The following is a 23,705-nucleotide window of genomic DNA, read 5'->3' as shown; positions in this document are numbered from 1 at the left end:
CCACCTCCCAGGCCGGCGTTGACCGCCAGCATATCTTCTGCGTATGGTCTACGCATAGAAGCGTATTACGTACGCAGATTGGGAGGGTGTCCATGGTGCACGGACCGCCAGCGGTCGAGCTGGTCGACCTGCGCAAGTCCTTCGGGAACCACGTCGTGCTCGACGGGCTGACCCTGCGGGTGCCCACCGGCGGGGTGCATGCCCTGCTCGGGCAGAACGGGGCCGGCAAGACCACCACGGTGCGCATCCTGGCGACGCTGACCCGACCGGATTCGGGTACCGCCCGGGTGGTCGGCCACGACGTGGTGCGCCAGCGGCGGCGGGTACGCCGGGCGATCAGCCTCGCCGGCCAGCACGCGGCGCTCGACGACGGGCAGACCGGCGTGGAGAACCTGACGATGCTGGCCCGCCTCGCCGGGTCGCGCGCTCCGGCGGCCCGCGCCCGTGCCGCGGCACTGCTGGACCGTTTCGATCTGGCCGACGCCGCCGGGCGGCGGGTGGTGACGTACTCCGGCGGGATGCGGCGTCGACTCGACCTGGCGGCCAGCCTGGTCGGCGCCCCGTCGGTGATCTTCCTGGACGAGCCGACCACCGGTCTCGACCCACGCAGCCGGCAGGGGCTGTGGGAGGTGATCGGCGAGTTGGCCGGGGCCGGGGTGACGGTGCTGCTCACCACGCAGTACCTGGAGGAGGCCGACCGCCTGGCCGACCGGATCATGGTGTTGCACGGCGGCCGACTCGCCGCCGAGGGGACGGCGGCGGAACTCAAGCGCCGTTTCGGTGCCCAGCGGTTGGAGCTGACCTGGCGCGACGCCGCCGGGCTCGCCGAGGCGGACCGGCGGTTGGGTGAGCGGGTCACCCACCGCGAACCGGCCCGGCTGGCGTTGTCGGTGGCCACCGACGGCAGCGCCCCCCAGGTGCGCGGCCTGCTCGACGAGGTCGATCCGGACCGGCACGGGGTGGTCCGGTTCACCGTCCGGGAGGCGACCCTCGACGACGTCTTCTTCACCCTCACCGGTCGGCTGGCGAGCCCCGAGCGGGAGGTGGCCGGTGTCTGAGCTGACCCTCCGACCGATTCACGCCGCCGTGATGATCGGCCGTTGTGTCCGGCTGTCCCGGCGCAACATCGACGCGCTGCTCACCTCGCTGCTGCTGCCGGTGATCCTGATGCTGCTCTTCGTCTACCTCTTCGGCGGTGCGATCGAGACCGGTTCGGCGTACGTGACCTACGTGGTGCCCGGTGTGCTGCTGCTCTGCGCCGGCTTCGGCGCGGCCGGCACGGCGGTGAGCGTCACCATCGACCTGACCACCGGGATGATCGAACGGCTACGCACGATGGACGTCGGTGCCACCTCGATCCTCGCCGGGCACGTGGTGGCGAGCGTGGCCCGCAACACCGTCTCCACGGTGCTGGTGCTGGGGGTGGCGGTCGCCATCGGGTTCCGGCCGGCCGTCGCGCCACTGCGCTGGTTGGCCGCCGCCGGGGTGCTGCTGCTGTTCCTGCTGGCGGTGTCCTGGCTGTCGGCGGCGTTCGGCCTGTTGGCCCGGACCCCGGAGGCGGCCAACGGATACACCTTCATCGTGATGTTCCTGCCCTATCCGAGCAGTGCCTTCGTACCGGTCGAGACCATGCCCAGCTGGCTGCGGGGCTTCGCCGAGCACCAGCCGGTCACCCCGGTCATCGAGTCGCTGCGTGGCCTCCTGCTGGACACCCCGGTCGGCACCGCACCCACCCGCGCGGCCGCCTGGTGCCTAGCCCTGCTGGCCCTCGCCATGCTCCTCTCCGCCCTCCTCTTCCCCCGCCGAATCGCCTAACCCCCACCCCCACCCACATTCACCGAGTCGATCATGAGGTTGGCGGCAGCTTTTAAGATCAACAGTGCCGCCAACCTCATGATCAACGGAGGTCGGGGGTCGGGGGTCGGGTGGGGGGTGGATTGGGGTCAGTCGTTGAGGATCTGGGCCAGGCGGTCGCGGAAGCGGCGCTCGGAGGGGCTGACCTCGGTGCCGCCCAGGCCCAGCACGCCGCCGGTGCTGGCGGCGCCGACCACCTGGTCGGTGATCTCCACCAGCCAGTGCCGGTACGCGCCCGCCTCGCCCTCGTCCACCTTGGCCGCCAGCAGCGCCGATGCCTCCTTGGCGCGGCCCAACACGTCCTCGGCGTAGCCGCGCGGGTCCGCGGGCTCGATGACCGGCAGCTCCTCGCCGGCCTCCGGGTCGCCGACCCGGGTGACGATCTCGCCGGCCACGGCAGCCACCAGCGGGCTGGCCGACTCCCGCCCGCCGGAGATGGTCTCCAGGCCGGCGGCCCCCTCGGCCATCGTCGCCTTGGTGCCGTCGGACTCGGCGGCGCTCGCCGCGGTGAGCACCGACTGCGGCAGGCCGACCAGCAGCCCCCACTCCTCGTCGGAGAAACCGAACCCGGTGTACGCCGGTTCTTCGATCACGACCCGCCCCTCCCGCTCGTCGTTCACGTCCTCGTCAGCCGCACCGCCAGTGGCGGCCGGTCTGGTCCTTCCGCCCGACCCGGCCGGGCCCGGCAGGCCCGGCCACCGGCAGCGGCCGGCTCAGGTTAGTCCAGGGTCAGCAGCCCCTGTTCGGACACCACGCTGACCGACAAGGTCTTGTACCCGACCTCGTCGAACAGCACCGTCATCCGGCCCTCCTCGTAGCTGAGCACCAGGCCGGAGCCCCACTCGGCGTGCCGCACCTGGCTGTGCACCGGGAACGGACCCACCGAACCGTCGTCGGGCACGCTGGTGCCGGCGTGACAGTTGTCGCAGTGCCCGCAGATCTCGCTCATCTGCTCGCCGAAGTAGGCCAGCAACGTCTGTCCCCGGCAGGCGCTGGTCTCGGCGAAGGCCCGCATCATGTCGGTACGCGACCGGATCAGGCTCTGCTGCCGCTCCGCCTCGGCCACCGCGGCCGCCGCCGCGTCGACCGGGGTGGGGGCGTAACGGGGTGCGCCGACCCGCTGTCCCGGCGCCTGCTGGGCGGCGCCGACCTGTTCCAGCAGGGCGAGGTACTGCCCGAGCTTGCGCGGGCCGAGCCCGGTCACCTCGCGCAACTCCTTGCGGGTGGTCGGTTCCTTGCGCAGCAACGCGGCCAGGTCGCGCAGCTCGTTGGCGTCGGGCAGGCCACCGCTGAAGTAGCGTTGCAGCCCGACGTCCTCGGCCTGCCAGAGCAGCAGCACCCGGGCCGGCTGGCCGTCGCGGCCGGCCCGGCCGATCTCCTGGAAGTAGCTGTCCGGCGAGTCGGGTAGCGCCATGTGCACCACCCAGGCGATGTTGGGCTTGTCGATGCCCATGCCGAACGCCGAGGTCGCCACCATGATCGGCACCTGGTCGGCGAGGAACGCCTCGTGCAGCCGGGCGCGGGCGTTGGCCGGCATGCCACCGTGGTAGTACTGGGCGGGATGACCCGCGTCGGTCAGCCGGTCGGCCAGCTCCTCGGCGGCGCGGCGGGTGGGCACGTAGATGATGCCGGGTCGCTTGTCCTCGCGCAGCAGGGCGATCAGCCGCCGCCACCGGTAGTCCTCGGTGGGGCAGTGCGCCACCTCGAAGAAGAGGTTGGGCCGGTCCAGGCCGGAGACCACGATCTCGGGTTTGCGCAGCCGCAGCCGGCTGACGATGTCGTCGCGTACCGGCGGGGAGGCGGTGGCGGTCAGCGCGACCACCGGTGGTCGGCCGATGCCCTCGATCAGTTGCCCGAGGGCCAGGTAGTCCGGGCGGAAGTCGTGGCCCCAGGCGGAGATGCAGTGCGCCTCGTCGATCGCCACCAGCGCCGGCTTGAGATCCCGGACCTCGGCCAGCCGGTCGGGGTTGGCCAGCTGTTCCGGGGTGATGAAGAGGAACTCGGCCCGGCCGTCGCGGATCTCGGCGATCGCCTCGGCCTGCTGTGCCGCGGTCTCGTCCGAGCTGATCCGGACCGCTCGCAGTTCCGCGCGCTGCCGCTCGTTGAGCGCGGCGATCTGGTCCTGCTGAAGCGCCAGCAGCGGAGAGATCACCACGGTCGGGCCGGGGATCAGGCTGGCCGGGATCTGGTAGATCGCCGACTTGCCGGCGCCGGTGGGCAGCACCACCAGGGCGTCGCGGCGGCGCATCACGGCCCGCATCGCGGCCAACTGGTTGGGCCGCAGCGCGGTCCAACCGAACAGGCTGCGCGCGGCGCGGCGCAACGACATCGAGTGCGTGGTCAGTTTCATCGAAGGCCGCAGGTACCCGGGCGGCTCCGCGGCGAAACCCGGGTTGATCAACGCAGCCGGGGCAGCACCTCGCGCTGGTACATCTCGAGCAGCCCCGACCAGTTCGGCCCGGTGTTGGCGACGTAGACCTCGTCGAACCCGGCCTTCGCGTACGCGTCGATCTTCGCCAGGTGGGCGTCGGCGTCACTGCCGCAGACGAACGCCTCGCGCATCGCCGCCGGATCCACGAGCGTGGCCGCCTGCTCGAAGTGGCGCGGCGAGGGCAGGACCTGGAGCAGCTCACCGGGGATCGCCTCGGTCGGCCAGCGCTCGTACGCCAGTCGCATGCCCTCCTCGACCGTCGGCGCGTACGCGGCCTTGAAACCGGCCTGGCAGGGCTTGTCGCCGCCGCCGTTGTCCCGGAACCGGCGTACCAGGTCGGCGTCGGGCATGGTGTTGACGAAACCGTCGCCGATCCGGGCGGCCAGATCCACGGCCTTGGGCCCGAACGCGGAGACGTAGATCGGCGGGGGTGTCTCCGGCAGCGTGTAGATCCGGGCGTGCTCCACCTGGTAGTGCCGGCCGTGGTGGTTGACGAAACCACCACGCCACAGCTCGCGCATCACCTCGACCGCCTCCTCCAGCATCTCCAGCCGGACGCCGGCCCCCGGCCACGCACCGCCGAGGATGTGCTCGTTGAGCGCCTCGCCGGAGCCCACCCCGAGGACGAACCGGCCGGAGTGCAGCACCGAGGTGGTCGCCGCGGCCTGGGCGAGCACCGCCGGGTGGATGCGTACGGTCGGGCAGGTGACGGCGGTGGTCACCGGCAGCCGGCAGACCTGGCTCAGCGCGCCGAGCATCGACCAGACGAAGGGGCTCTGCCCCTGGGCGTCGATCCAGGGGTGGTAGTGATCGGAGATCCACAGCGCCTCGAAGCCGGCCCGCTCGGCGGCCCGGGCCTGGTCGAGCAGTTCGGCCGGCGCGTACTCCTCGGTGGACAGGAAGTATCCGATCTTCATTTCTTCCCCCTCGGCCCGTGCTGCCTGTGGGGCAGGCGGTACCCAGGCGGACGCCGGTCACACCCGCTCCGGTGGCTCAGCGGCGGAACATCGCGCGGATGGCGATCAGCAGCAGCAGACCGCCCACCACCAGGCCGAGCAGGCGTACGCCGGGAATGTCGGCCGGGCTCGTCGCGTCGGCCAGCAGCACGGGGTCCATACCCGCACTGTCGCGGTGCAGCGCTCCCAGGGCAACTGTAAGGTTTATTGACTATTGGGGTGGCGCGGTGTGACCATGTCTGGACCGCCGGCCGGCGGGAGTCCACGGCGGAACACGCGGGGGTACAGCGCCGAATGAGCGAGCGGCAGCGAGTGAATCTTCAACTCAGTGCGGCGGTGCCTCATGGCGGCACGCAGCGAAGCGGAGTGCCGGCATGAGCGAGCGGCAGCGAGTGAATCTTCAACTCAGTGCGGCGGTGCCTCATGGCGGCACGCAGCGAAGCGGAGTGCCGGCATGAGCGAGCGGGTCGAGCGCAACGGAAACCTGGCGACCCTGGCGGCCGCGGTCCTGCAGCCCGGTTTCGTCGGCACCGTCCCACCCGCCTGGATCTGCCGCTGGCTCGGCGACGGGCTCGGCTCGGTGGTGCTGTTCAGCCGCAACGTCGTCGATCCCGGGCAGGTGGCCGCGCTGACCGCCGCGCTGCGGGCGGAGCGGCCGGACGTGATCGTCGCCATCGACGAGGAGGCCGGCGACGTCACCCGCATCGAGTCCGGTCTGGGCAGCTCCCGTCCGGGCAACCTGGCACTCGGCGCGGTCGACGACCCGGCTCTGACCGAGGAGGTGGCCCGCGACCTCGGCGCGGAACTCGCCGCCGCCGGGATCACCCTCAACTACGCGCCCGACGCGGACGTGAACTCCAACCCGGACAACCCGGTGATCGGCGTCCGGTCGTTCGGCGCCGAGCCGTCGCTGGTCGCCCGGCACACCACCGCCTGGGTACGCGGCCTGCAGTCCGGCGGCGTCGCCGCCTGCGCGAAGCACTTTCCCGGGCACGGCGACACCCGCGTCGACTCCCATCACGACCTGCCCCGCATCGACGCCGACCGGGACCGGCTGCACACCGTCGAGCTGGCTCCGTTCCGGGCCGCCGTGGCGGCGGGCGTCCAGGCGGTGATGACCGGGCACCTGCTGGTGCCGGCGCTGGATCCGGACCTGCCGGCCACCCTGAGCGCCCGCATCCTGGGTGGCCTGCTGCGCGAGGAGATGGGCTTCGACGGCGTGGTGGTGACCGACGCGGTGGAGATGGGCGCGGTCGCCGACCGCTACGGTTTCGCCGGTGCGGCCGTGCGTGCCCTGGCCGCCGGCGCGGACGCGATCTGTGTCGGCGGCGAGCACGCCGACGAGGAGACGGCCCGCCACCTGCGCGACGCCATCGTCGACGCGGTCGTCGCCGGGGAGCTGCCCGAGGAGCGGCTCACCGAGGCGGCCAAGCGGGTCGGCCAACTCGCCGCCTGGACGGTGGCGGCCCGTACCGCCCGCCCCGCCGGCCCGACCGGCGGCTCAGCTGTCGGGCTGGTCGCGGCGCGACGTGCCGTGCGGGTCACCACCAGCGACGCCACGAACGTCTCGTTGCCGCTGTGCGGTCCGGCGCACGTGGTGGAGTTCCAGCCGCCGCACAACATCGCGATCGGGTCGGCGACTCCCTGGGGGGTGGCGGCGCCGCTGGCCGCCCTGGTGCCGGGCACCACGAGCGTCCGACACGTCGAGCAGTCGGCGCCGGCCGACCCGGCCGCCGGTGCCACCGGGCGACCGCTGGTGCTCGTCGTGCGCGACCTGCACCGGCACGCCTGGATGCGGGACGCGGTCGGTCGGGCGCTGACCGCCCGCCCGGACGCCGTGGTCGTCGAACTCGGGGTGCCCGCGCTGGTCACCGGGGCGGTGCACATCGCCACCCACGGCGCCACCCGGGCCGCCGGTCGGGCCGCGGCCGAGCTGCTCGCCGGCGGCGTGGTCAGTCCGGGCTGGTGACCAGGTCGGCGTACTCCCGGTGGCGTTCGATGAAGGCGGCCATGAACGGGCACCGTGGCACCACCCGCTGGCCCTGCGCGCGGACCTGATCGAGGGTGCCGCGCATCAGCGCCGAGCCGACGCCCATGTTCTGGAAGGCCGAGTCCACCTCGGTGTGCGTGAAGATCAGCACCTGGTCGCGGGGCAGGTAGGCGGTGAAGCCGGCCAGCGCGTCGTCGACCAGGATCTCGTAGCGGTGTTTGGCGGGGTTGTCCTCGACCAGCATGCTCACTCCTGCATTGTCCACCGCCGGTCGGCCCGCCCGGTCGGTTCGCCGGTGTCTCGTACGCTTGACGGCGTGACGAACCGATCCCTCGCCGGTAAGACTCCGCCCACTTCCACCCGCCTCGCCGGCCTGCTGGCCGGTCTCGCGCTCGGCGCGGCCCTGCTGGCCGGTTGCAGCTCCGAGGGGGCCAGCACCGACTGCGGCCTGGACGCCTGCACGGTGACCTTCGACCGGGGCGTGGACGCCCGGGCGAACATCCTCGGCGTCGAGGCTCGGCTGGTCGAGACGCAGGACGACGTGGCCACCATCGAGGTCGCTGGCGAGCAGCTGTCCCTCACGGTGGGCCAGCAGGCGGCCGACGTCGGTGGCCTCGCGGTCACCCTGGACAGCGTCACCGACAGCGAGGTGAAGGTCCGCATCGCGCGTAACGGCGGCTGACGGTACTCGGGCGGCGGCCAGCACGTTTGGAAATCTTCGCGTTCGGAGATTGAGGCGCCATGTCTCTTACCCGGAACGCCGAAGCCACCGCCGCCCGTACGGCCGACAGCCGGTGGCTGGAACTCCTCGCCCGGGCCGGTTTCATCGGCTACGGGATCGTGCACCTGCTGTTCGGCTGGCTGGCGCTGCAGATCGCGTTCGGCAACTCGTCCAACGACGGCGACCAGTCCGGCGCGCTGCGTACCCTCGCCGCGCAACCCCTGGGTCAGTTCCTGGTCATCGCCATCGCCGTCGGCATGCTCGCCATGGCGATCTGGCAGGCCCTCGAAGCGGCCGTCGGGCACCGCACCGAGCGGGGCAACGACCGGCTCAAGGAACGGATCGTCTCCGCCGCCCGCACCCTGATCTACCTCTGGCTGGCCTGGACCGCCTGGAAGGTCGTCTCCGACGCCAACTCCGACAGCGCCTCCCAGCAGCAGGACCTGTCGGCCCGGCTGATGGAGTCCACCGGGGGTCGCTGGTTGGTCGGTCTCGCCGGTCTGGTGCTCGCGGGCATCGGTGTCGGCATGACGATCTACGGCCTGAAGAAGAAGTTCATGAAGCGGCTGAAGACCGGCGAGATGAGCGCCAAGACCCGGCAGCTCGCCCGGCGGCTCGGCATGGCCGGCTACGCCTCCCGGGGTGTCGCCTTCGCCGTGACCGGCCTGCTGGTCATACTGGCCGCGGTGAACTACGACCCGGAGAAGGCCCGTGGTCTGGACGCCGCGTTGCGGACCCTGCGTGACCAGGCGTTCGGCACCATCCTGCTGACCCTCATCGCGCTGGGCATCGCCGCCTTCGGCGTCTACTGCTTCCTCCAGTCCCGCTACCGCAAGGTATGACCTTCTCCTCCCCGGCCACCCCCACGGTGGCCGGGGCCGGCGATTCAGGGCACCATTGCCCCTTTGCCGGATCTTGATCGCCCGCACGCCGGACACCACCACCGGGATCGCCGTCGGGCCGGAAGGAGAAGCAACACGTGCACAGCTACCTCGTGACGGTCGTCGCCGCGCTCGCCGCGGCGGCGATCGCTCTTGCCGTGGTCGAGGTGGTGCACCGCCTCACCCGCCGCTGGGGCCGCAAATCACTGCTGCTGACCGAGTTGACCCAGCACGCGCACCGCCCGTTCCAGGTCGCCGCCACCGTGCTCGCCGTGCAGTTCGCCGTCCGGTTCAGCACCGGGTACGCGATCGGCACCGGCTGGCGTCAGGCCCTGCTGCACCTGCTGGTGCTCGCCGTCATCGCCACCGCGGCCTGGCTGGTCGCCTGCCTGCTGGTGGTGGTCGAGGACACCGCGCTCGCCCGGTTCCGGGTGGACGTGCCGGACAACCGGCACGCCCGGCGGGTACGCACCCAGGTGGTGATGCTGCGCCGGGTGACGATAGTGGTGATCGTCGTCATCACCCTCGGCGTGATGCTGATGACCTTCCCCGCCGTGCGGGGCATCGGTGCCGGCGTGCTGACCAGCGCCGGTGTGGTCGGTGTGGTCGCCGCCCTGGCCGCGCAGAGCCTGCTGGGCAACGTCTTCGCCGGCCTGCAACTGGCCTTCAGCGACGCGGTGCGCCTCGACGACGTGGTGGTGGTCGAGGGGGAGTGGGGTCGGATCGAGGAGCTGACCCTCAGCTACGTGGTGGTGCAGGTATGGGACGACCGCCGGTTGATCCTGCCCACCTCCTACTTCACCAGCAAGCCGTTCCAGAACTGGACCCGTACCGAGGCGAAGGTCCTGGGCACCGCCGAGTTCGAGGTCGACTGGTCGATTCCGGTGCAGGCCATGCGGGAGGAGCTGCGCCGGCTGGTCGAGAGCACCGAGCTGTGGGACGGCCGGGTCTGTGTCCTCCAGGTCACCGACGCGACCGGCGGCACGATCAAGGTTCGCGCGCTGGTGAGCGCCAGCAACGCGGGGGCCCTGTGGGACCTGCGCTGCCTCGTGCGGGAACACCTGGTCGCCTGGGTACGCGATCACCGGCCCACCGCGATGCCCCGCCTGCGTACCGAGGTCGGCGACGGCGGTAGCGACCTGGCGTGGCAGTGGATCCAGCCGCGGCACTCGACGCGCCGCCGGGCCGAGGCCGAGGTGCCCGACGACGCCCGGCTCTTCGGTGGCAGCGACGACGGCCACGCCCGCAACGAGGCCTTCGTCGGCCCCGACGAGACGGTCGAGGCCCGGCAGCCCGCCGAACCTCGCCGCTGACCATCTCGTTATCCACTCGGATGGGCAGGTTTGGCGCGGCGTTTGGCGGGGACGTGCTGCCCGACGCTTCTGCCCCCTTTTTCGGGAACAGGATTGACGAGCGGCGACTCCGGGCATACAGCGCGGTGATGACGAGAGGGGGACAGCATGGCTGACGTGGCGAACGCCCGTACGTCCCACAACGGGCGGATGTCCCACAACGGGACGGAGCCGTCCACCGCCGAACTGGTTCAGCGGGCGACCGAGCAGGTCTCGCGCCTGGTTCGGGACGAACTCACGCTGGCCCGCGCCGAGCTGACCGAGAAGGGCAAGCAGGCCGGCATCGGTGTCGGCCTGTTCGCCGGGGGCGGTGCCCTCGCCTTCTTCGGCCTGGGGGCACTGGTGACCGCCGCGATCCTCCTGCTGGCCCTGGTGCTGCCGGCGTGGGCTGCCGCGCTGATCGTGGCGGTCGCCCTGTTCCTGGTCGCCGGGGTGCTGGCGCTGATCGGCAAGCGCCGGGTCAGCCGCGCGGTCCCGCCGGTGCCCGAGGCGACCGTGCGCAGCCTGCGGGCCGACGTCGACGTGGTCAGCGCCGCGGTGAAGGACAGGGGACGGGCATGACAGGTAACGGTACGGGTGACACGGAGGCGCTGCGGGAGGAGATCCGGCGCACCCGCGTCGAGTTGGGCGAGACGATGGAGGCGCTGGCCGCCAAGGCCGACGTCAAGAAGCGACTGAAGTCCTCGGCGGACCAGGCGCGGGAGCGGGTACGCGAGCAGGCTGCGATGACGGTCGCCCGGGTACGCGCGCAGGCCGGCCTGAACCACCAGCAGGGTCCGAGCCGCCAGGGACCCGCGCCGTTCATCGCGCTCGCGGCCGGTGCGCTCGCCGCCGCCGTGGTGTTGATGATCATCAGAGGGAGGCGTGCGTGAGCAAGGGAATCGGCAGGGCCGCCTACAAGCCGGTCGGCGTGCTGATGGGCTTCGCCGCCGGCGCGATCGCGGGCGCGGTCTTCCGGCAGGTGTGGAAGATGACCGCCGGTGACGGTGAGGCGCCGAACCCGACGGACGAGGACCGTCGCTGGGGTGAGATCCTCGCGGCGGCCGCCCTGCAGGGCGCCATCTTCTCGGTCGTCCGGGCCGCGGTGGACCGGGGCGGTGCGGTCGGCGTCCGTCGGCTGACCGGTAGTTGGCCGGACTGAAGATCCGTCTCGAGGCCCTCTCGTCGGTTGCCGGTGAGAGGGCCTTTCGCCTCGCCCCACCGCCTCCGCTCGACGGATTCGACGCATCCGTCAGGTCACATGTCGGAGAATTTCGTCGGCTAGGCTCTGCACAGTTTTTGCGTACGTGGTTAAGCTGTTCCACGCTGTTGAGAGACGGCGTGGGTTGAGAGAAGTCTCCTTCACCGGAGGCCGCCTCAGGCACCGCTGCTCGACACGGCCAACCGGCCGCACGGTGTGCTCGGCCGCCAGTTTTAGAAGGAGATACACATGGCGCAGGGAACCGTGAAGTGGTTCAACGCTGACAAGGGCTTCGGCTTCATCACCGTCGACGGCGGGGGTGCTGACGTGTTCGTCCACTTCTCGGCCATCCAGACCAGCGGCTACCGCACGCTGGAGGAGAACCAGCGGGTGGAGTTCGAGATCGCCCAGGGCCAGAAGGGTCCGCAGGCCGAGCAGGTCCGCCCCCTCTGAGGCACCGGTCGGCGACCGTCGGCCACTGGCGAGGCAGTCCCCGAATCAGTGCGAAGCCCCGCGTCCCGTCGGACGCGGGGCTTTCCGCATCGTCGCCACGGTCGCCTCAGCGGCGGTCCCGGGCGCGGACGCCGAGCCAGAGCAGGGCCAACCCGACAAGTACCAGCAGCGGTCCGAGCACCGCCCAGATCCGCTGGCCGGTCATCACGCTGCCCTCGACGTAACCGAGGCCCTGCACCGTCCACACCGCACCCACCACCACGGCCAGCAGACCGAGCGTCAGCCGGAGCCATCCGGTCATCACGGTCTGCCGTCGCGGTGGCTCGCCACCCGGCCGTGTGCCGCCGGGCGCCGCGGCCGGCCCACCACCGGCCGGCCCACCGTCGAACGGACCGTCGCCGGGCCCACCGCTCACCATCGGTGGTGCACCTGCGGACGGATCAGGTCGTCGTAGACCGCCGTCACCTCGGCCAGTTCCTCAGGGGACAGTGGGGCCTGGCCGGCCACGGCGGCGTTGCCGCGGGCCTGGGTAGCGTCGCGGGCACCGGGAATGACCACCGTGACGCCGGGTTGGTCGAGCACCCAGCGCAGCGCGAACTGGGCCATGGTGCGGTCCGCGCCCACCAGCGGGGCGATCCGTCGCACCGCGGCCAGGCCGGTGGTGAAGTCCACCCCGGAGAACGTCTCGCCGACGTCGAACGCCTCCCCGTGCCGGTTGTAGTTGCGATGATCGTCGGTGGCGAACGTGGTGTGCTCGTCGTAGCGGCCGGAGAGCAGGCCACTGGCCAGCGGTACGCGGGCGATGATGCCCACCCCGGCGGCCGAGGCGGCGGGCAGCACCCGTTCGAGCGGTTTGTGGCGCAACGCGTTGAGGATGATCTGCACGCTGGCCACCCCGGGGCGGGCGATCGCGGTGAGCGCCTCGTCGCAGGTCTCCACGCTGACGCCGTACGCGGCGATCCGCTTCTCGGCCACCAGGGTGTCGAGGGCGTCGAAGACCTCGTCGGTGCCGAAGACGGCCGTCGGCGGGCAGTGCAGCTGCACCAGGTCCAGTGTGTCCACGCCCAGGTTCGTCCGGGACCGGTCGGTCCACCGGCGGAAGTTGTCCAGGGTGTACGCCTCGGGCGTCTGCGCCACCCGCCGGCCCATCTTGGTCGCCACGGTCAGCCCGGCGTCGGGATGCGCCGCCAGGAAACGTCCGATCAGCTGTTCGCTGCGCCCGTCACCGTAGACGTCGGCGGTGTCCAGAAAAGTGACCCCGGCGTCGACCGCGGCGGCCAGCACCGCCATCGCGTCGTCCTCGGTGACCGTGCCCCAGTCGGCGCCGAGCTGCCAGGCACCGAGCCCGACCACGCCGACCTGGCGATCCATGCGGGGGAACGTGCGTTGCTCCATGCGGTGAGCCTAGTGACCCGGGTTGCCGCACCGACGGTCGGGCCGTAATCTAAACAAGACGGACGTACGGTTTGTGAGAGGTGGGCGCGGACATGTGGGATCCGACGGCGTACCTGCGCTACGGCGACGAGCGTTCCCGGCCCTTCCACGACCTGCTGGCCCGGGTGGCTGCCGACCACCCCCGGCAGGTGGTCGACCTCGGTTGCGGACCCGGCACCCTGACCGCCGCGCTCGCGGCCCGCTGGCCGGACAGCCGGGTGGTCGGCCTGGACTCCTCGCCGGAGATGATCGCGCGGGCCGGCACGCTGGACGTCCCGGCCAGCTTCCAGGTGGCGGACGTGCGCGACTGGCGTCCTGAGCCGGACACCGACGTGGTGGTGAGCAACGCGGTGCTCCAGTGGGTGCCCGGCCACCGGGACCTGCTCGTCCGCTGGGCCACCGAACTGCCGGCCGGTGCCTGGCTGGCGGTGCAGGTGCCGGGAAACGTCGACGCGCCCTCGCACCGGGCGCTGCGCGAGGTCGCCGCTCGCCCACCGTGGCGGGCGGCGTTGACCCCGCTGCTCGACGAGGCGCCGGTCGCCGAACCGGTCGACTACGCCGGGTCGCTGGTCGCCGCGGGCTGCACCGTCGACGCCTGGGAGACTACCTACGTGCACCTGCTGGCGGCCGGTCCCGGACCGGACCACCCCGTGCTGACCTGGCTGGAGGGCACCGCCCTGCGCCCGGTCCGGGCGGCGCTGGACGCCGCCGGCTGGTCCGCCTTCCGGGCCGCGCTGGCGGTACGCCTCGCCGAGGCGTACCCGGTGCGGCACGGCCAGGTGTACTTCCCGTTCCGACGGATCTTCTTCGTCGCCCGTACCGGTTCCGCCCAGGAGAACTCGTGACCGACCTGCGTACCTTCATCGCCGGACTGCCCAAGGTAGAGCTGCACGTGCACCACGTCGGCTCCGCCTCGCCCCGCATCGTGGCCGAGCTGGCCGCCCGGCACGAGGGACGCAGCCCCGTCCCGGCGGACCCGCAGCTGCTCGCCGACTACTTCGTCTTCCGCGACTTCGCCCATTTCATCGAGTTGTACCTCAGCGTGGTGGACCTGGTCCGTGACCCGGACGACGTCTGGATCCTCACCCACGAGGTGGCCCGGGAGCTGGCCCGCCAGCAGGTTCGCTACGCCGAGCTGACCGTCACGCCCTACTCCCACGTGCACCGCGGCATCCCGGCGCCGGCGTTCTGCGAGGCGATCGAGGACGCCCGCAAGCGGGCCGCCGCCGACTTCGGCATCGAGCTGCGCTGGTGCTTCGACATTCCCGGCGAGGCCGGCCTGCCGGCGGCCGAGGAGACGCTGCGCATCGCGCTCGACGAACGCCCCGACGGGTTGGTCAGCTTCGGCCTCGGCGGCCCGGAGATCGGCGTGCCGAGGCCCCAGTTCAAGCCCTACTTCGACCAGGCTCGCGCGGCCGGGCTGCGGTCGGTGCCGCACGCCGGTGAGACCACCGGCCCGCAGACGATCTGGGACGCCCTGCACGAGCTGGGCGCGGAACGTATCGGCCACGGCATCTCCGCCGCGCAGGACCCGGACCTGCTCGCGTACCTGGCCGAGCGGCGGATCGCGTTGGAGGTCTGCCCGACGTCGAACGTGCGTACCCGGGCCGTGGCCCACATCGACGAGCATCCGTTGCGCCGGCTGGTCGACGCCGGGGTCCTGGTGACCATCAACTCCGATGATCCGCCGATGTTCGGCACCACCCTCGACGACGAGTACGCGGTCGCCGCCCGACTGCTCGACATCGGCCCGGACGGAGTGGCCGAGCTGGCCCGCAACGCGGTGACCGCGTCCTTCCTCGACGAGGCCGGCAGGCGGCGGATCCTGGCGGAGATCGACACCTACTCCGCCGACCGGCGCGGCTGACGCCGCCGCCCGGGTGGTGCCGGCCGCCGTCGCCCGGGGGCACCGGCCAGATGGCGCGCGGCGGGAGGAGGTGTGGGGGGACCGTGTCTCCCGCCGCGCGCACGGCTCCACCGGCCGACGGCGCTGGGAGCGACAGGCCGGTGGAACTGCTGGGTTCGCCAGCGATCCTGTCAGCCCGGACCGGTCGGGTGGAACGGGGTTAATTCGGATCTAAGGAAGACTTGCGCCCTCGCACAGCCCGCAGCGGCCGGCCCGCCCTCCGCAGCGCCGGTCCGTCAGCGGTCCGTCGGGCGCTGCCGGGGCCAGCGGCGGCCACCGGCCTTCTGCTCCCGGCCCTCCCGAGCCATCCGGCCCACCAGACCGAACCGGCTGACCTGGCGCGGCGTCGCCTCCGGGTCGGCCAGCAGCATCACCACACTCGCCCCGCCCAGGTGCGCCCGGTCGATGCTGACCGAGCCGTTGGCCTGCAACGCCACCCGCTTGGCGATGTCCAGCCCCAGGCCGGTGGAACCCTGGTCGCTGGCGCCGCGCCGCAGGGCCCGATCCGGGTTGGCGATACCGGGGCCGGCGTCGTCGATCCGGATGGCGACGTAGCCGTCGCGTCGCGACACCGCCACCTCGAACGCGGTGCCCTGCGGGGTGTACCGGAACACGTTGCCGATCACGGCGTCCAGCGCGGCGGCCAGCTCGGCCCGGGGAACCGGCGCGGGAATGCGCAACTGGGCACCGGAGACCCGGTGCGGGCGGTTCTGGTCACCGGCGAGAGCGGCCCAGAACACCATCCGGTCCCGGACCACCTCGCTCACGTCGCACATCGCCGGTGGCGCGGCCTCGGTCGCCACCGCCTTGCGGGTGGTCTTGATCAGGACATCGATCTCACCCTCCAGGGTGACGATCGCCTGTCGGATCCGCCGGATGCCGCGCCGGTAGTCCAGCTCGGCCTGGCTGAACGAGCCGACACTCGTGTCGTCGGACTCCAGTGCCTCGGCGTCGAGCCGCAGCACGGTCAACGGGGTACGCAGCCGGTGGGACAGGTCCGCCACCAGCTCCCGCTCCTCGGTGCGCGCCGCCACCAACCGTTGCGCCATCCGGTTGAAAGCGTGGCCGGCCTCCACCAGCTCGCGCGGGCCGTTCGGCTCGACACGTACGCCCAGGTCGCCGTCGCCGATCGCGAGCGCCGCCTTGACCAGCGCCCGGCTCGCGTCGGCCGCCCGGGCGGCGAGCCGGTCCACCACCAGCATCGCGGCACCCACAAGCGCGACGGCCACCCCGATCAGCAGCCACCACCGGCCACCACCGCCGTCGAGCGCGGCGTCCGGCACGAAGACCTCGACCACGGCGGTCCGCTCGCCCAGCACCACCGGATCGAGCCGCAGCACCCCGCCGTCGACGTCGACGACGAGCGACCGGCCCTGCTCCCGGGCCTGCGCGAGATGCGCCGCGTCGGCCCGCCCGGTGCTGGCGTCCACGTCGAGCCCGTGCACGACCGGCCGGGTGGCCGGGTCGCCACCGCTGGCCTCGATCGCCCGGGTCACCACCTCCGACTCGGTGCTGACGGCGAGCGCCCCGGTCACCAACGCGCTGCGCCGGGCCGCGTCGGCGATCGCCTCCTCCCGGGCCTGCCCGCCGAGGGTCAGCCCGAGCGGCACGAGGAAGGCCAGCGCCAGCAGGGTGCCCACGCCGGCCGTCAACAGGGCCAGCGTCGGTCTCAGTCCGGCGCCACCAGCCGGAAGCCCACCCCCCGCACGGTGCGCAGGTAGCGTGGCTTCGCTGCGGACTCGCCCATTTTGCGCCGTAGCCAGTACAGGTGAACGTCGATGGTCTGATCCTCGCCGACCGATGGCTGCCGCCATACCTCCTCCAAGAGCTCCCGCCGGGACACTACCCGGCCAGGACGGGCGGCGAGATACGCCAGCAGGTCGAATTCCTTGCGGGTCAGCGCCAGCGCCGCACCGTCGAGGTGGGCGCTGCGCTCGCCGACGTCCACCCGCAGCCCACCGACGCTGTGCACGGCCGGCTGGGCGGAGCGGCTGGCCCGGCCCGCGCGGCGCAGCACCGTGGTGATCCGCGCGTCCAGGTGCGCGCCGGTGAACGGCTTGATCATGTAGTCGTCGGCACCGGCCCGCAGCAGCTTGACCACGGACTGCTCGTCGTCGCGGGCGGTCGCGATGATGATCGGCACGTCGGTGATGCCCCGGAGCATCCGCAGCGCGTCCGAGCCGTCCAGATCCGGCAGGCCGAGGTCGAGCACCACCAGGTCCGGCGTCTCGGCGGCGACCCGGCGCAACGCGTCCAGCGCGGTGCCCACCGCGTGTACCGCGTGACCCCGGTCGGTGAGGGAGCGAAGCATCGCGCCGCGTACGACGTGATCGTCTTCGACCAGGAGGACGGTGGCCACCCAAGCACGGTACTCGGGGCGGCAAGTGCGCCGTGATTGCGCCCACCCCTGGTACCGGTCAAGCTGGTGTGACCATGACGTTCACCCTCTATCCGGACACCCGCCTGGCCCTCGCCCGGGACAGTCTCGTCGGCCTGTCGGTCGGCGACGCCCTCGGCTCGCAGTTCTTCGTTCCCGTCCGGCACCCTGCCGACCTGACCGCCGACCGGCTGCCGCCACCGCCCTGGCGGTGGACCGACGACACCGAGATGGCCTGCTCGGTGCTGGCCCAGTTGGCCGAGGTGGGTCGGATCGACCGGGACGCTCTCGCGCTCGACTTCGCCGAGCGCTGCGAGCCGTACCGTGGCTACGGACCGGGAGCGGTGCGCATCCTGCGCCTGATCCGGACCGGCACCCCGTGGCCGGTCGCCGCCGCGTCCGCGTTCGACGGGCAGGGCTCCTGCGGCAACGGCGCGGCGATGCGGGTCGCCCCGTTGGGCGCGTACTTCGCCGACTCGACCAGCCGGGTGGTCGAGTCGGCACAGGCGTCGGCCGAGGTGACCCACGCCCACCCGGAGGGGATCGCCGGTGCGGTGGCGGTCGCGGTGGCCGCCGCCCGAGCCGTCCGGGCCCGACTGGACGGGGACCGGCCGGACCCGGGTCGCCTGCTCGCCGGCATCGCCGCCGCGGTGGACCCGGCGACCGAGGTGCACCGGGGCGTACACCGGGCGGCGGAGTTGCTCGGCCGGCCGCTGCCGGAGGTGGTGGACGCCCTCGGCAACGGCTCCCGCGTCACCGCGCAGGACACCGTCGCCTTCACGTGCTGGGTCGCCGCCACCCACCTGGACGACTATCCGGCCGCGGTACGCGCCTGCGTCGAGGCGGGCGGCGACGTGGACACCACCGCCGCCATCGTCGGTGGGATCGTCGCCGCGTACACCGGGGTGGGCACCGAGCGTGGGGTGCCCGCCGACTGGCTGGCCGCCCGGGAGCCGCTACCCGACTGGGCCGGCTGACCCGGATCCGCCACGCCCGCCCGCCCAGCGGGCCGGCCGACCCGGATCCGCCACGCCCACCCGCTCAGCGCCGCGCGCCCGCCTCGACCACGTCGGCGCCGGCACCCTCGGACGCGCCCGCCGCACCGGAGGCGCCCGCCGCACCGGAGGCGCCCGCCGCACCGGAGGCGCCCGCCGCACCGGAGGCGTCCGCCCCACCGGAGGCGCCCGCCGCATCGGAGGCGTCCGCCCCGCCGCCGGACGTCCCGACATCGACCGTCCCGGCTGCCGGCCGCTCGGCGGGTGGCTCCTCGTCGAGCACCGAGCGGTCGATCTCCTCGGTGGCGGCGCGGCGTCGGCGGCTGATCAGCCAACCCACCAGCGCGCCGCCGCCGAGGCCGGCGACCAGTCCGGCGGCGAGCAGGCTGTTGGCGTTCGGGCCGCCGTCGGAGGTGGCGGTGGTGGGCGGCGCCTCGACGGGCGCCGCGCCGCCGGGGGGCGCGCCGTGCCCGCCGTGGGCGCCGGGGTAGGCCGGGTCACCGGGCACCAGCGTGAGCGCCGGCAGCGGACGCTGGCCGGGACCGGCGCCCCAGCGCACCTGGAGACCGTCGGCGTACGTCTGCACCAGCTCGAAGTTCAGCCGCTCGGTCTGCGGCAGCGGGGCCATCGAGAACACCAGCCGAGCCGGGCCCTCGCCCGCCTGGCCCTCCGCCCGCGACCAGATCAGCGAGGCGGTCACCACGTCGGTGGCCGGGCCGTGCATGCCGGACACCGGCCGGTCCAGCTTCCGGGTGGTGATCGTCGGTGCCCAGCCCTCGACCGACAGCGGGTACACCTCGGCGATCGGCGGATCCTCGGGGATCGCGATCTCGATCTTCTCGGTACGGACACCGGGCCGTTCGTCGGGCACCACGAATTCGAGCTTCACCGCGTTGCCCTGCTGTGCCTCGGTCGGGGTGAAGGTCACCCCGTCGGCCCACGCCGTGGCGGGCCAGAGCAGCACCACGGCCGTGGCCAGGGCGGCCACCAGCGCGCCCCGGCGTCGACGGCTCGCGCCGTGCGTCATCGCCATCTGGGTTCCCATCCGTGTCCACGCGGCCGGAACCGGCTCCGGCCACACCCGGTAGTTCGGATCCGGAGCCGGAAAGGTTCAACGGTGGCGGGAATAGCCTGCCGTCGGTGTCGACGGCGGTGACGTCCCGGGCGCCCGATAGCATCAGTGAGCCGACATCGGCACCATCCGTCACGTCTGCTGCGAGGAGTCATCCGTGTCCGCACCCCGTACCCCCGCCGTGGCCGACCCCGTCGTCGTCGCCGCCGGGACCACGGCGGCCGACGCGGTGGCCGCGGCCGGGCTGCCCACCAACGGCCCCCGGGCGATCGTGGTGGTCCGCGACCCGCACGGCGCGCTGCGCGACCTGGACTGGCGACCCGCCGAGGAGACGACCGTCGAGCCGGTCGCGCTGGACTCCCCGGACGGGCTGAACGTGCTGCGCCACTCCACGGCCCACGTGCTGGCCCAGGCCGTGCAGGACATCTTCCCGGAGGCGAAGCTCGGCATCGGCCCGCCGATCGACAACGGCTTCTACTACGACTTCGCGGTGGACAAGCCGTTCCAGCCCGACGACCTGGGCAAGCTCGAGAAGCGGATGCAGGAGATCGTCAAGTCGGGGCAGCGGTTCCGGCGTCGCCGCTTCGACAGCCTGGACGAGGCGAAGACCGAGCTGGCGGCCGAGCCGTTCAAGCTGGAGCTGATCGACGTCAAGGGCGAGGGACTGGACTCGTCCGAGGTGATGGAGGTCGGCGGCGGTGAGCTGACCATCTACGACAACCTCGCCGCCGACGAGGACAAGGTCTGCTGGTCGGACCTGTGCCGGGGGCCGCACCTGCCCAACACCCGGCTGATCGGCGCGTTCAAGCTGATGCGTTCGGCTGCGGCGTACTGGCGGGGGTCGGAGAAGAACCCGCAGTTGCAGCGGGTCTACGGCACCGCGTGGCCGACCCGCGACGGGTTGAAGGCGTACCTGAAGCTGCTGGAGGAGGCCGCCCGCCGCGACCACCGCAAGCTCGGCGCGGACCTGGACCTGTTCAGCTTCCCCGACGAGATCGGCTCGGGCCTCGCGGTCTTCCACCCCAAGGGCGGCATCATCCGCCGGGAGTTGGAGGACTACTCGCGTCGCCGCCACGAGGAGGCGGGGTACGAGTTCGTCAACAGCCCGCACATCACCAAGGCGCAGCTCTTCGAGACCTCGGGCCACCTGCCGTACTACGCCGACACGATGTTCCCGCCCATGCAACTGGAGGGGGCGGAGTACTACCTCAAGGCGATGAACTGCCCGATGCACAACCTGATCTTCCGGTCGCGCGGACGGTCCTACCGCGAGCTGCCGCTGCGGCTGTTCGAGTTCGGCACCGTCTACCGGTACGAGAAGTCGGGTGTGGTGCACGGCCTGACCCGGGTACGCGGCCTGACCCAGGACGACTCGCACATCTACTGCACCCGGGAGCAGATGCCCGGCGAGCTGACCACCCTGCTGTCGTTCGTGCTGGACCTGCTGCGCGACTACGGCCTGGACGACTTCTACCTGGAGCTGTCCACCCGCGACGACTCGCCGAAGTTCATCGGCTCCGACGACGACTGGGCCGAGGCCACCGAGGCGCTGCGCACCGCCGCCGAGACCTCCGGCCTGCAACTGGTGCCGGACCCGGGCGGTGCCGCCTTCTACGGTCCGAAGATCTCCGTGCAGGCCAAGGACGCCATCGGCCGGACCTGGCAGATGTCCACCATCCAGGTCGACTTCAACCAGCCGGAGCGGTTCGGCCTGGAGTACCAGGCCGCCGACGGCACCCGACAGCGACCCGTCATGATCCACCGGGCCCTCTTCGGCTCGATCGAACGGTTCTTCGGCGTGCTCACCGAGCACTACGCCGGAGCGTTCCCGGCCTGGCTGGCCCCGGTGCAGGTGGTCGGCATCCCGATCCGCGACGACCACACCGACTACCTGCACGGCTTCGTCGCCGCGCTGCGCGCGGAGGGGATCCGGGCCCAGGTGGACGCCGGTGACGAGCGGATGCAGAAGAAGATCCGCACCGCACAGCAGCAGAAGATCCCGTTCATGGTGATCGCCGGCGACGACGACGTGGCCGCCGGCACCGTCTCGTTCCGCTACCGGGACGGCTCCCAGCGCAACGGGGTACCGCTGGCCGAGGCGGTCACCCACGTCCTGGACGTGGTCACCTCCCGGACCAACACCGGCCCCTCCGCCGAGATGTGACGGCCGGTCAGGGCCGTAGGATCGCCGGTGTGACTGGGGCGGAGGAGCACACCGACAGGGACATGGCCGACGGGCTGGACCGGCTCTGGACGCCCCACCGGATGACGTACATCTCCGGGGAGGACCGGCCCGAGGGGGGTTACGAGCGACCTTCGGGGTGCCCGTTCTGCCTGGCCCCGGCCCGCCCGGCGGAGGAGAGCCTGGTCGTGGCACGCGGGGGGCACGTGTTCGTGGTGCTCAACCTGTACCCGTACAACCCGGGGCACCTGCTGGTCTGCCCGTACCGGCACGTGGCCGACTACACCGACCTGGACGGGCCGGAGACGGCCGAGCTGGCCTCGTTCACCCAGACCGCCATGCGGGTGGTCCGCAAGGTCAGCAGTGCCCACGGCTTCAACCTGGGCATGAACCAGGGCGGGGTGGCCGGTGCCGGCATCGCCGCCCACCTGCACCAGCACGTGGTGCCCCGGTGGGGCGGCGACGCCAACTTCATGCCGGTGATCGGGCGCACCAAGGTCCTGCCGCAACTGCTGGGCGACACCCGCGACCTGCTCGCCCGCGCCTGGCCCGCCTGATCCCGCCCGCGCCGCGCCGTCTCCGCCCGCGCGGCGGCGACCCCTTGGTACGCGCCCTTTGCTCTGCTTCAACCCACGCGGCGGTCACGCACTGAAGTCGATGCGTATCGGTAAGCAGAGCAAAGACGACGCGGTGGGGAAGGGATTCGCCGGCCATCCGCAGGTCGTCCGCGACGCGGCGCGGCAGCGACGAAACCGCGCCGGATCGGCCGCCGGTCGGGTGATCCGTACGCCCGTCGGTGCCCGTACGGATGGTCGTGCTGGATCTTCGTCAACGTCTGTCCGAAAGATGGCACGATGCGCCGGTGGTGGAGTCGACGCGGACACTGGGCCGCAGCGGCATCGTGGTCAGCGCCCTGGGCATGGGCTGCTGGGCGATCGCCGGCCCGTGGACCGTGGGGCGCATGCCGCTGGGCTGGGGGGCCGTCGACGACGAGGAGTCGGTCCGGGCGATCCGCCGCGCGCTCGACCTCGGCGTGACCCTCTTCGACACCGCCGACAGCCACGGCGCGGGACACGGTGAACGAGTCCTCGGGCGGGCCCTGGGCGACCGCCGTGACGAGGCGGTGATCGCCACCAAGTGGGGGTACACGTTCGACGAGCGCACCCGGCAGGGCATCGGGCCCGACGCCTCGCCGGCGTACCTGCGCCGGGCGGTCCGGGAATCGCTGCGCCGTCTCGGCACCGACCGGATCGACCTCTACCAGCTGCACCTGGCCGACCTGCCGGTGCCCCGCGCCCACGAGCTGATCGGCGCGTTGGAGGAGCTGGTGGCCGACGGTCTGGTTCGCGCGTACGGCTGGAGCACCGACCGGGCCGACCGGGCGGCGGCCCTCGGGCACGACGCCCCGCACGCCACGGCCGTGCAGCACAGCCTGTCGGTGCTGCGGGACGCACCCGACCTGCTCGCCGTCTGCGAGAAGTACGACCTGGCCAGCGTCAACCGTGGTCCGCTCGGCATGGGGCTGCTCACCGGCAAGTACCGTCCCGAATCGGTGCTGCCCCGCGACGACGTGCGCGGAGCGACCTCGGGTTGGCTGGAGTGGTTCCGGGGCGGGCGACCGGCACCGGAGTGGCTGCGTCGGGTGCAGGCGGTCCGGGCGGCGTTGACCGCCGACGGGCGCACCCTGGCCCAGGGAGCGCTGGGCTGGATCTGGGCCCGCAGCGACCGGACCGTCCCGATCCCGGGCTGCCGCACCGTCGCCCAGGTCGAGGAGAACGCCGCCGCGCTCGCCCTCGGCCCACTCGCCGCCGACCACTTCGCCGAGGTGGAACGGCAGCTGGCAGCGCTGCGGGCCGCCGCGCTGCGGGAGGCCGACCGCCCCTACTGGCCCAGCCCCATGCTGCCCACCGCCCGCCCCTGA

General features: G+C 72.5%; 26 protein-coding genes. 16 read left to right on the top strand and 10 right to left on the bottom strand.

Annotation, left to right across the window (positions count from 1 at the left end; translation table 11 throughout):
* Positions 1 to 92 precede the first annotated feature (92 nt).
* Positions 93 to 1,058: an ATP-binding cassette domain-containing protein gene (locus tag V5O40_RS07960; protein ID WP_332904910.1), complete on the top strand. Its 966-nt coding sequence runs from the start codon at positions 93 to 95 to the stop codon at positions 1,056 to 1,058.
* Complete coding sequence (locus tag V5O40_RS07955; RefSeq protein ID WP_332904873.1) at positions 1,051 to 1,815, top strand: ABC transporter permease; 765 nt, start codon at positions 1,051 to 1,053, stop codon at positions 1,813 to 1,815. Before V5O40_RS07960 ends, V5O40_RS07955 begins: the two co-directional genes overlap by 8 nt.
* A gap of 128 nt (positions 1,816 to 1,943) precedes the next feature.
* Here V5O40_RS07955 and V5O40_RS07950 read toward each other — a convergent pair whose 3' ends face one another.
* The 4 genes from V5O40_RS07950 to V5O40_RS07935 form a co-directional block, all read right to left on the bottom strand.
* Positions 1,944 to 2,447, bottom strand: coding sequence for a hypothetical protein (locus V5O40_RS07950; RefSeq protein WP_332904872.1), 504 nt, complete (start codon positions 2,445 to 2,447; stop codon positions 1,944 to 1,946).
* Positions 2,448 to 2,572: 125 nt separating this feature from the next.
* Positions 2,573 to 4,204: a RecQ family ATP-dependent DNA helicase gene (locus V5O40_RS07945; protein WP_332904871.1), complete on the bottom strand. Its 1,632-nt coding sequence runs from the start codon at positions 4,202 to 4,204 to the stop codon at positions 2,573 to 2,575.
* Between the two features lie 47 nt (positions 4,205 to 4,251).
* Positions 4,252 to 5,202 (bottom strand): TIGR03557 family F420-dependent LLM class oxidoreductase, encoded by a 951-nt coding sequence (locus tag V5O40_RS07940; RefSeq protein WP_332904870.1) that lies wholly within the window; start codon positions 5,200 to 5,202, stop codon positions 4,252 to 4,254.
* Positions 5,203 to 5,278: 76 nt separating this feature from the next.
* Positions 5,279 to 5,401, bottom strand: coding sequence for a hypothetical protein (locus V5O40_RS07935; RefSeq protein ID WP_269738869.1), 123 nt, complete (start codon positions 5,399 to 5,401; stop codon positions 5,279 to 5,281).
* 294 nt (positions 5,402 to 5,695) lie between these two features.
* On the opposite strand from V5O40_RS07935, the gene V5O40_RS07930 reads away from it, so the two are divergent.
* Positions 5,696 to 7,210, top strand: a complete 1,515-nt coding sequence (locus V5O40_RS07930; protein ID WP_332904869.1) for a glycoside hydrolase family 3 protein — start codon at positions 5,696 to 5,698, stop codon at positions 7,208 to 7,210.
* On the opposite strand, the gene V5O40_RS07925 is transcribed toward V5O40_RS07930, so the two are convergent.
* The gene (locus tag V5O40_RS07925; RefSeq protein WP_166457974.1) at positions 7,194 to 7,475 is read right to left on the bottom strand and encodes a GNAT family N-acetyltransferase; all 282 of its coding nucleotides are present in this window, start codon (positions 7,473 to 7,475) and stop codon (positions 7,194 to 7,196) included. The genes V5O40_RS07930 and V5O40_RS07925 overlap by 17 nt on opposite strands.
* 72 nt (positions 7,476 to 7,547) lie before the next feature.
* Between V5O40_RS07925 and V5O40_RS07920 the strand changes: the two genes are divergently transcribed.
* The 7 genes from V5O40_RS07920 (at position 7,548) to V5O40_RS07890 (ending at position 11,818) form a co-directional block, all read left to right on the top strand.
* Positions 7,548 to 7,913 carry a hypothetical protein gene (locus V5O40_RS07920; protein WP_332904868.1) on the top strand — a complete coding sequence of 122 codons (366 nt, stop codon included), beginning with the start codon at positions 7,548 to 7,550 and terminating at the stop codon, positions 7,911 to 7,913.
* 59 nt (positions 7,914 to 7,972) lie between these two features.
* A complete protein-coding gene (locus V5O40_RS07915) occupies positions 7,973 to 8,794 on the top strand; it encodes a DUF1206 domain-containing protein (RefSeq protein WP_332904867.1) in 822 nt (273 codons plus the stop codon).
* 137 nt (positions 8,795 to 8,931) lie between these two features.
* A complete protein-coding gene (locus V5O40_RS07910; RefSeq protein ID WP_332904866.1) occupies positions 8,932 to 10,146 on the top strand; it encodes a mechanosensitive ion channel family protein in 1,215 nt (404 codons plus the stop codon).
* 147 nt (positions 10,147 to 10,293) lie between these two features.
* Positions 10,294 to 10,746, top strand: a complete 453-nt coding sequence (locus V5O40_RS07905; protein ID WP_332904865.1) for a phage holin family protein — start codon at positions 10,294 to 10,296, stop codon at positions 10,744 to 10,746.
* Positions 10,743 to 11,057 carry a DUF3618 domain-containing protein gene (locus tag V5O40_RS07900; protein ID WP_332904864.1) on the top strand — a complete coding sequence of 105 codons (315 nt, stop codon included), beginning with the start codon at positions 10,743 to 10,745 and terminating at the stop codon, positions 11,055 to 11,057. The genes V5O40_RS07905 and V5O40_RS07900 overlap by 4 nt, the downstream gene beginning before the upstream one ends.
* Positions 11,054 to 11,326: a DUF4235 domain-containing protein gene (locus V5O40_RS07895; protein ID WP_164445246.1), complete on the top strand. Its 273-nt coding sequence runs from the start codon at positions 11,054 to 11,056 to the stop codon at positions 11,324 to 11,326. Before V5O40_RS07900 ends, V5O40_RS07895 begins: the two co-directional genes overlap by 4 nt.
* A gap of 288 nt (positions 11,327 to 11,614) precedes the next feature.
* Positions 11,615 to 11,818, top strand: coding sequence for a cold-shock protein (locus V5O40_RS07890; RefSeq protein ID WP_011905669.1), 204 nt, complete (start codon positions 11,615 to 11,617; stop codon positions 11,816 to 11,818).
* 106 nt (positions 11,819 to 11,924) lie between these two features.
* Here V5O40_RS07890 and V5O40_RS07885 read toward each other — a convergent pair whose 3' ends face one another.
* Together V5O40_RS07885 and V5O40_RS07880 are read right to left on the bottom strand one after the other, a co-directional pair.
* Positions 11,925 to 12,119: a hypothetical protein gene (locus tag V5O40_RS07885; RefSeq protein WP_164445933.1), complete on the bottom strand. Its 195-nt coding sequence runs from the start codon at positions 12,117 to 12,119 to the stop codon at positions 11,925 to 11,927.
* Between the two features lie 110 nt (positions 12,120 to 12,229).
* Complete coding sequence (locus V5O40_RS07880) at positions 12,230 to 13,213, bottom strand: aldo/keto reductase (protein ID WP_332904863.1); 984 nt, start codon at positions 13,211 to 13,213, stop codon at positions 12,230 to 12,232.
* A 92-nt stretch (positions 13,214 to 13,305) separates the two neighbouring features.
* Here V5O40_RS07880 and V5O40_RS07875 point away from each other — a divergent pair, with 92 nt between their 5' ends.
* Together V5O40_RS07875 and V5O40_RS07870 are read left to right on the top strand one after the other, a co-directional pair.
* The gene (locus V5O40_RS07875) at positions 13,306 to 14,097 is read left to right on the top strand and encodes a trans-aconitate 2-methyltransferase (protein ID WP_332904909.1); all 792 of its coding nucleotides are present in this window, start codon (positions 13,306 to 13,308) and stop codon (positions 14,095 to 14,097) included.
* Positions 14,094 to 15,119, top strand: a complete 1,026-nt coding sequence (locus V5O40_RS07870; protein ID WP_332904862.1) for an adenosine deaminase — start codon at positions 14,094 to 14,096, stop codon at positions 15,117 to 15,119. Before V5O40_RS07875 ends, V5O40_RS07870 begins: the two co-directional genes overlap by 4 nt.
* Positions 15,120 to 15,394: 275 nt before the next feature.
* On the opposite strand, the gene V5O40_RS07865 is transcribed toward V5O40_RS07870, so the two are convergent.
* Positions 15,395 to 16,810, bottom strand: a complete 1,416-nt coding sequence (locus tag V5O40_RS07865; RefSeq protein WP_332904861.1) for a HAMP domain-containing sensor histidine kinase — start codon at positions 16,808 to 16,810, stop codon at positions 15,395 to 15,397.
* Between the two features lie 17 nt (positions 16,811 to 16,827).
* The gene (locus tag V5O40_RS07860) at positions 16,828 to 17,517 is read right to left on the bottom strand and encodes a response regulator transcription factor (RefSeq protein WP_210824668.1); all 690 of its coding nucleotides are present in this window, start codon (positions 17,515 to 17,517) and stop codon (positions 16,828 to 16,830) included.
* Positions 17,518 to 17,591: 74 nt separating this feature from the next.
* Between V5O40_RS07860 and V5O40_RS07855 the strand changes: the two genes are divergently transcribed.
* Positions 17,592 to 18,512, top strand: a complete 921-nt coding sequence (locus V5O40_RS07855; protein WP_332904860.1) for an ADP-ribosylglycohydrolase family protein — start codon at positions 17,592 to 17,594, stop codon at positions 18,510 to 18,512.
* 64 nt (positions 18,513 to 18,576) lie between these two features.
* On the opposite strand, the gene V5O40_RS07850 is transcribed toward V5O40_RS07855, so the two are convergent.
* Complete coding sequence (locus V5O40_RS07850) at positions 18,577 to 19,563, bottom strand: DUF1775 domain-containing protein (protein WP_332904859.1); 987 nt, start codon at positions 19,561 to 19,563, stop codon at positions 18,577 to 18,579.
* A 196-nt stretch (positions 19,564 to 19,759) separates the two neighbouring features.
* Here V5O40_RS07850 and thrS point away from each other — a divergent pair, with 196 nt between their 5' ends.
* The 3 genes from thrS (at position 19,760) to V5O40_RS07835 (ending at position 23,705) form a co-directional block, all read left to right on the top strand.
* Positions 19,760 to 21,766 (top strand): threonine--tRNA ligase, encoded by a 2,007-nt coding sequence (gene thrS, locus V5O40_RS07845; protein WP_332904858.1) that lies wholly within the window; start codon positions 19,760 to 19,762, stop codon positions 21,764 to 21,766.
* A 62-nt stretch (positions 21,767 to 21,828) separates the two neighbouring features.
* Positions 21,829 to 22,341 (top strand): HIT family protein, encoded by a 513-nt coding sequence (locus V5O40_RS07840; RefSeq protein WP_332904908.1) that lies wholly within the window; start codon positions 21,829 to 21,831, stop codon positions 22,339 to 22,341.
* Between the two features lie 305 nt (positions 22,342 to 22,646).
* Entirely contained in the window at positions 22,647 to 23,705 is a 1,059-nt protein-coding gene (locus V5O40_RS07835; protein ID WP_332904857.1) for an aldo/keto reductase, read from the top strand.

The sequence above is a fragment of the Micromonospora palythoicola genome, assembly GCF_036689795.1.
Classification (GTDB): domain Bacteria; phylum Actinomycetota; class Actinomycetes; order Mycobacteriales; family Micromonosporaceae; genus Micromonospora; species Micromonospora palythoicola.
Note: the sequence above shows the minus strand (reverse complement) of the source record. Positions and strands in the feature narration are given on the sequence as shown.

Coding starts and splice junctions, on each gene's coding strand:
- V5O40_RS07960 (WP_332904910.1), top strand. CDS start 93: ATGGTGCACGGACCGCCAGCGGTCGAGCTGGTCGACCTGCGCAAGTCC.
- V5O40_RS07945 (WP_332904871.1), bottom strand. CDS start 4,204: ATGAAACTGACCACGCACTCGATGTCGTTGCGCCGCGCCGCGCGCAGC.
- V5O40_RS07940 (WP_332904870.1), bottom strand. CDS start 5,202: ATGAAGATCGGATACTTCCTGTCCACCGAGGAGTACGCGCCGGCCGAA.
- V5O40_RS07935 (WP_269738869.1), bottom strand. CDS start 5,401: ATGGACCCCGTGCTGCTGGCCGACGCGACGAGCCCGGCCGACATTCCC.
- V5O40_RS07930 (WP_332904869.1), top strand. CDS start 5,696: ATGAGCGAGCGGGTCGAGCGCAACGGAAACCTGGCGACCCTGGCGGCC.
- V5O40_RS07925 (WP_166457974.1), bottom strand. CDS start 7,475: ATGCTGGTCGAGGACAACCCCGCCAAACACCGCTACGAGATCCTGGTC.
- V5O40_RS07915 (WP_332904867.1), top strand. CDS start 7,973: ATGTCTCTTACCCGGAACGCCGAAGCCACCGCCGCCCGTACGGCCGAC.
- V5O40_RS07905 (WP_332904865.1), top strand. CDS start 10,294: ATGGCTGACGTGGCGAACGCCCGTACGTCCCACAACGGGCGGATGTCC.
- V5O40_RS07900 (WP_332904864.1), top strand. CDS start 10,743: ATGACAGGTAACGGTACGGGTGACACGGAGGCGCTGCGGGAGGAGATC.
- V5O40_RS07890 (WP_011905669.1), top strand. CDS start 11,615: ATGGCGCAGGGAACCGTGAAGTGGTTCAACGCTGACAAGGGCTTCGGC.
- V5O40_RS07885 (WP_164445933.1), bottom strand. CDS start 12,119: ATGACCGGATGGCTCCGGCTGACGCTCGGTCTGCTGGCCGTGGTGGTG.
- V5O40_RS07880 (WP_332904863.1), bottom strand. CDS start 13,213: ATGGAGCAACGCACGTTCCCCCGCATGGATCGCCAGGTCGGCGTGGTC.
- V5O40_RS07875 (WP_332904909.1), top strand. CDS start 13,306: ATGTGGGATCCGACGGCGTACCTGCGCTACGGCGACGAGCGTTCCCGG.
- V5O40_RS07855 (WP_332904860.1), top strand. CDS start 17,592: ATGACGTTCACCCTCTATCCGGACACCCGCCTGGCCCTCGCCCGGGAC.
- V5O40_RS07850 (WP_332904859.1), bottom strand. CDS start 19,563: ATGGCGATGACGCACGGCGCGAGCCGTCGACGCCGGGGCGCGCTGGTG.
- V5O40_RS07840 (WP_332904908.1), top strand. CDS start 21,829: ATGGCCGACGGGCTGGACCGGCTCTGGACGCCCCACCGGATGACGTAC.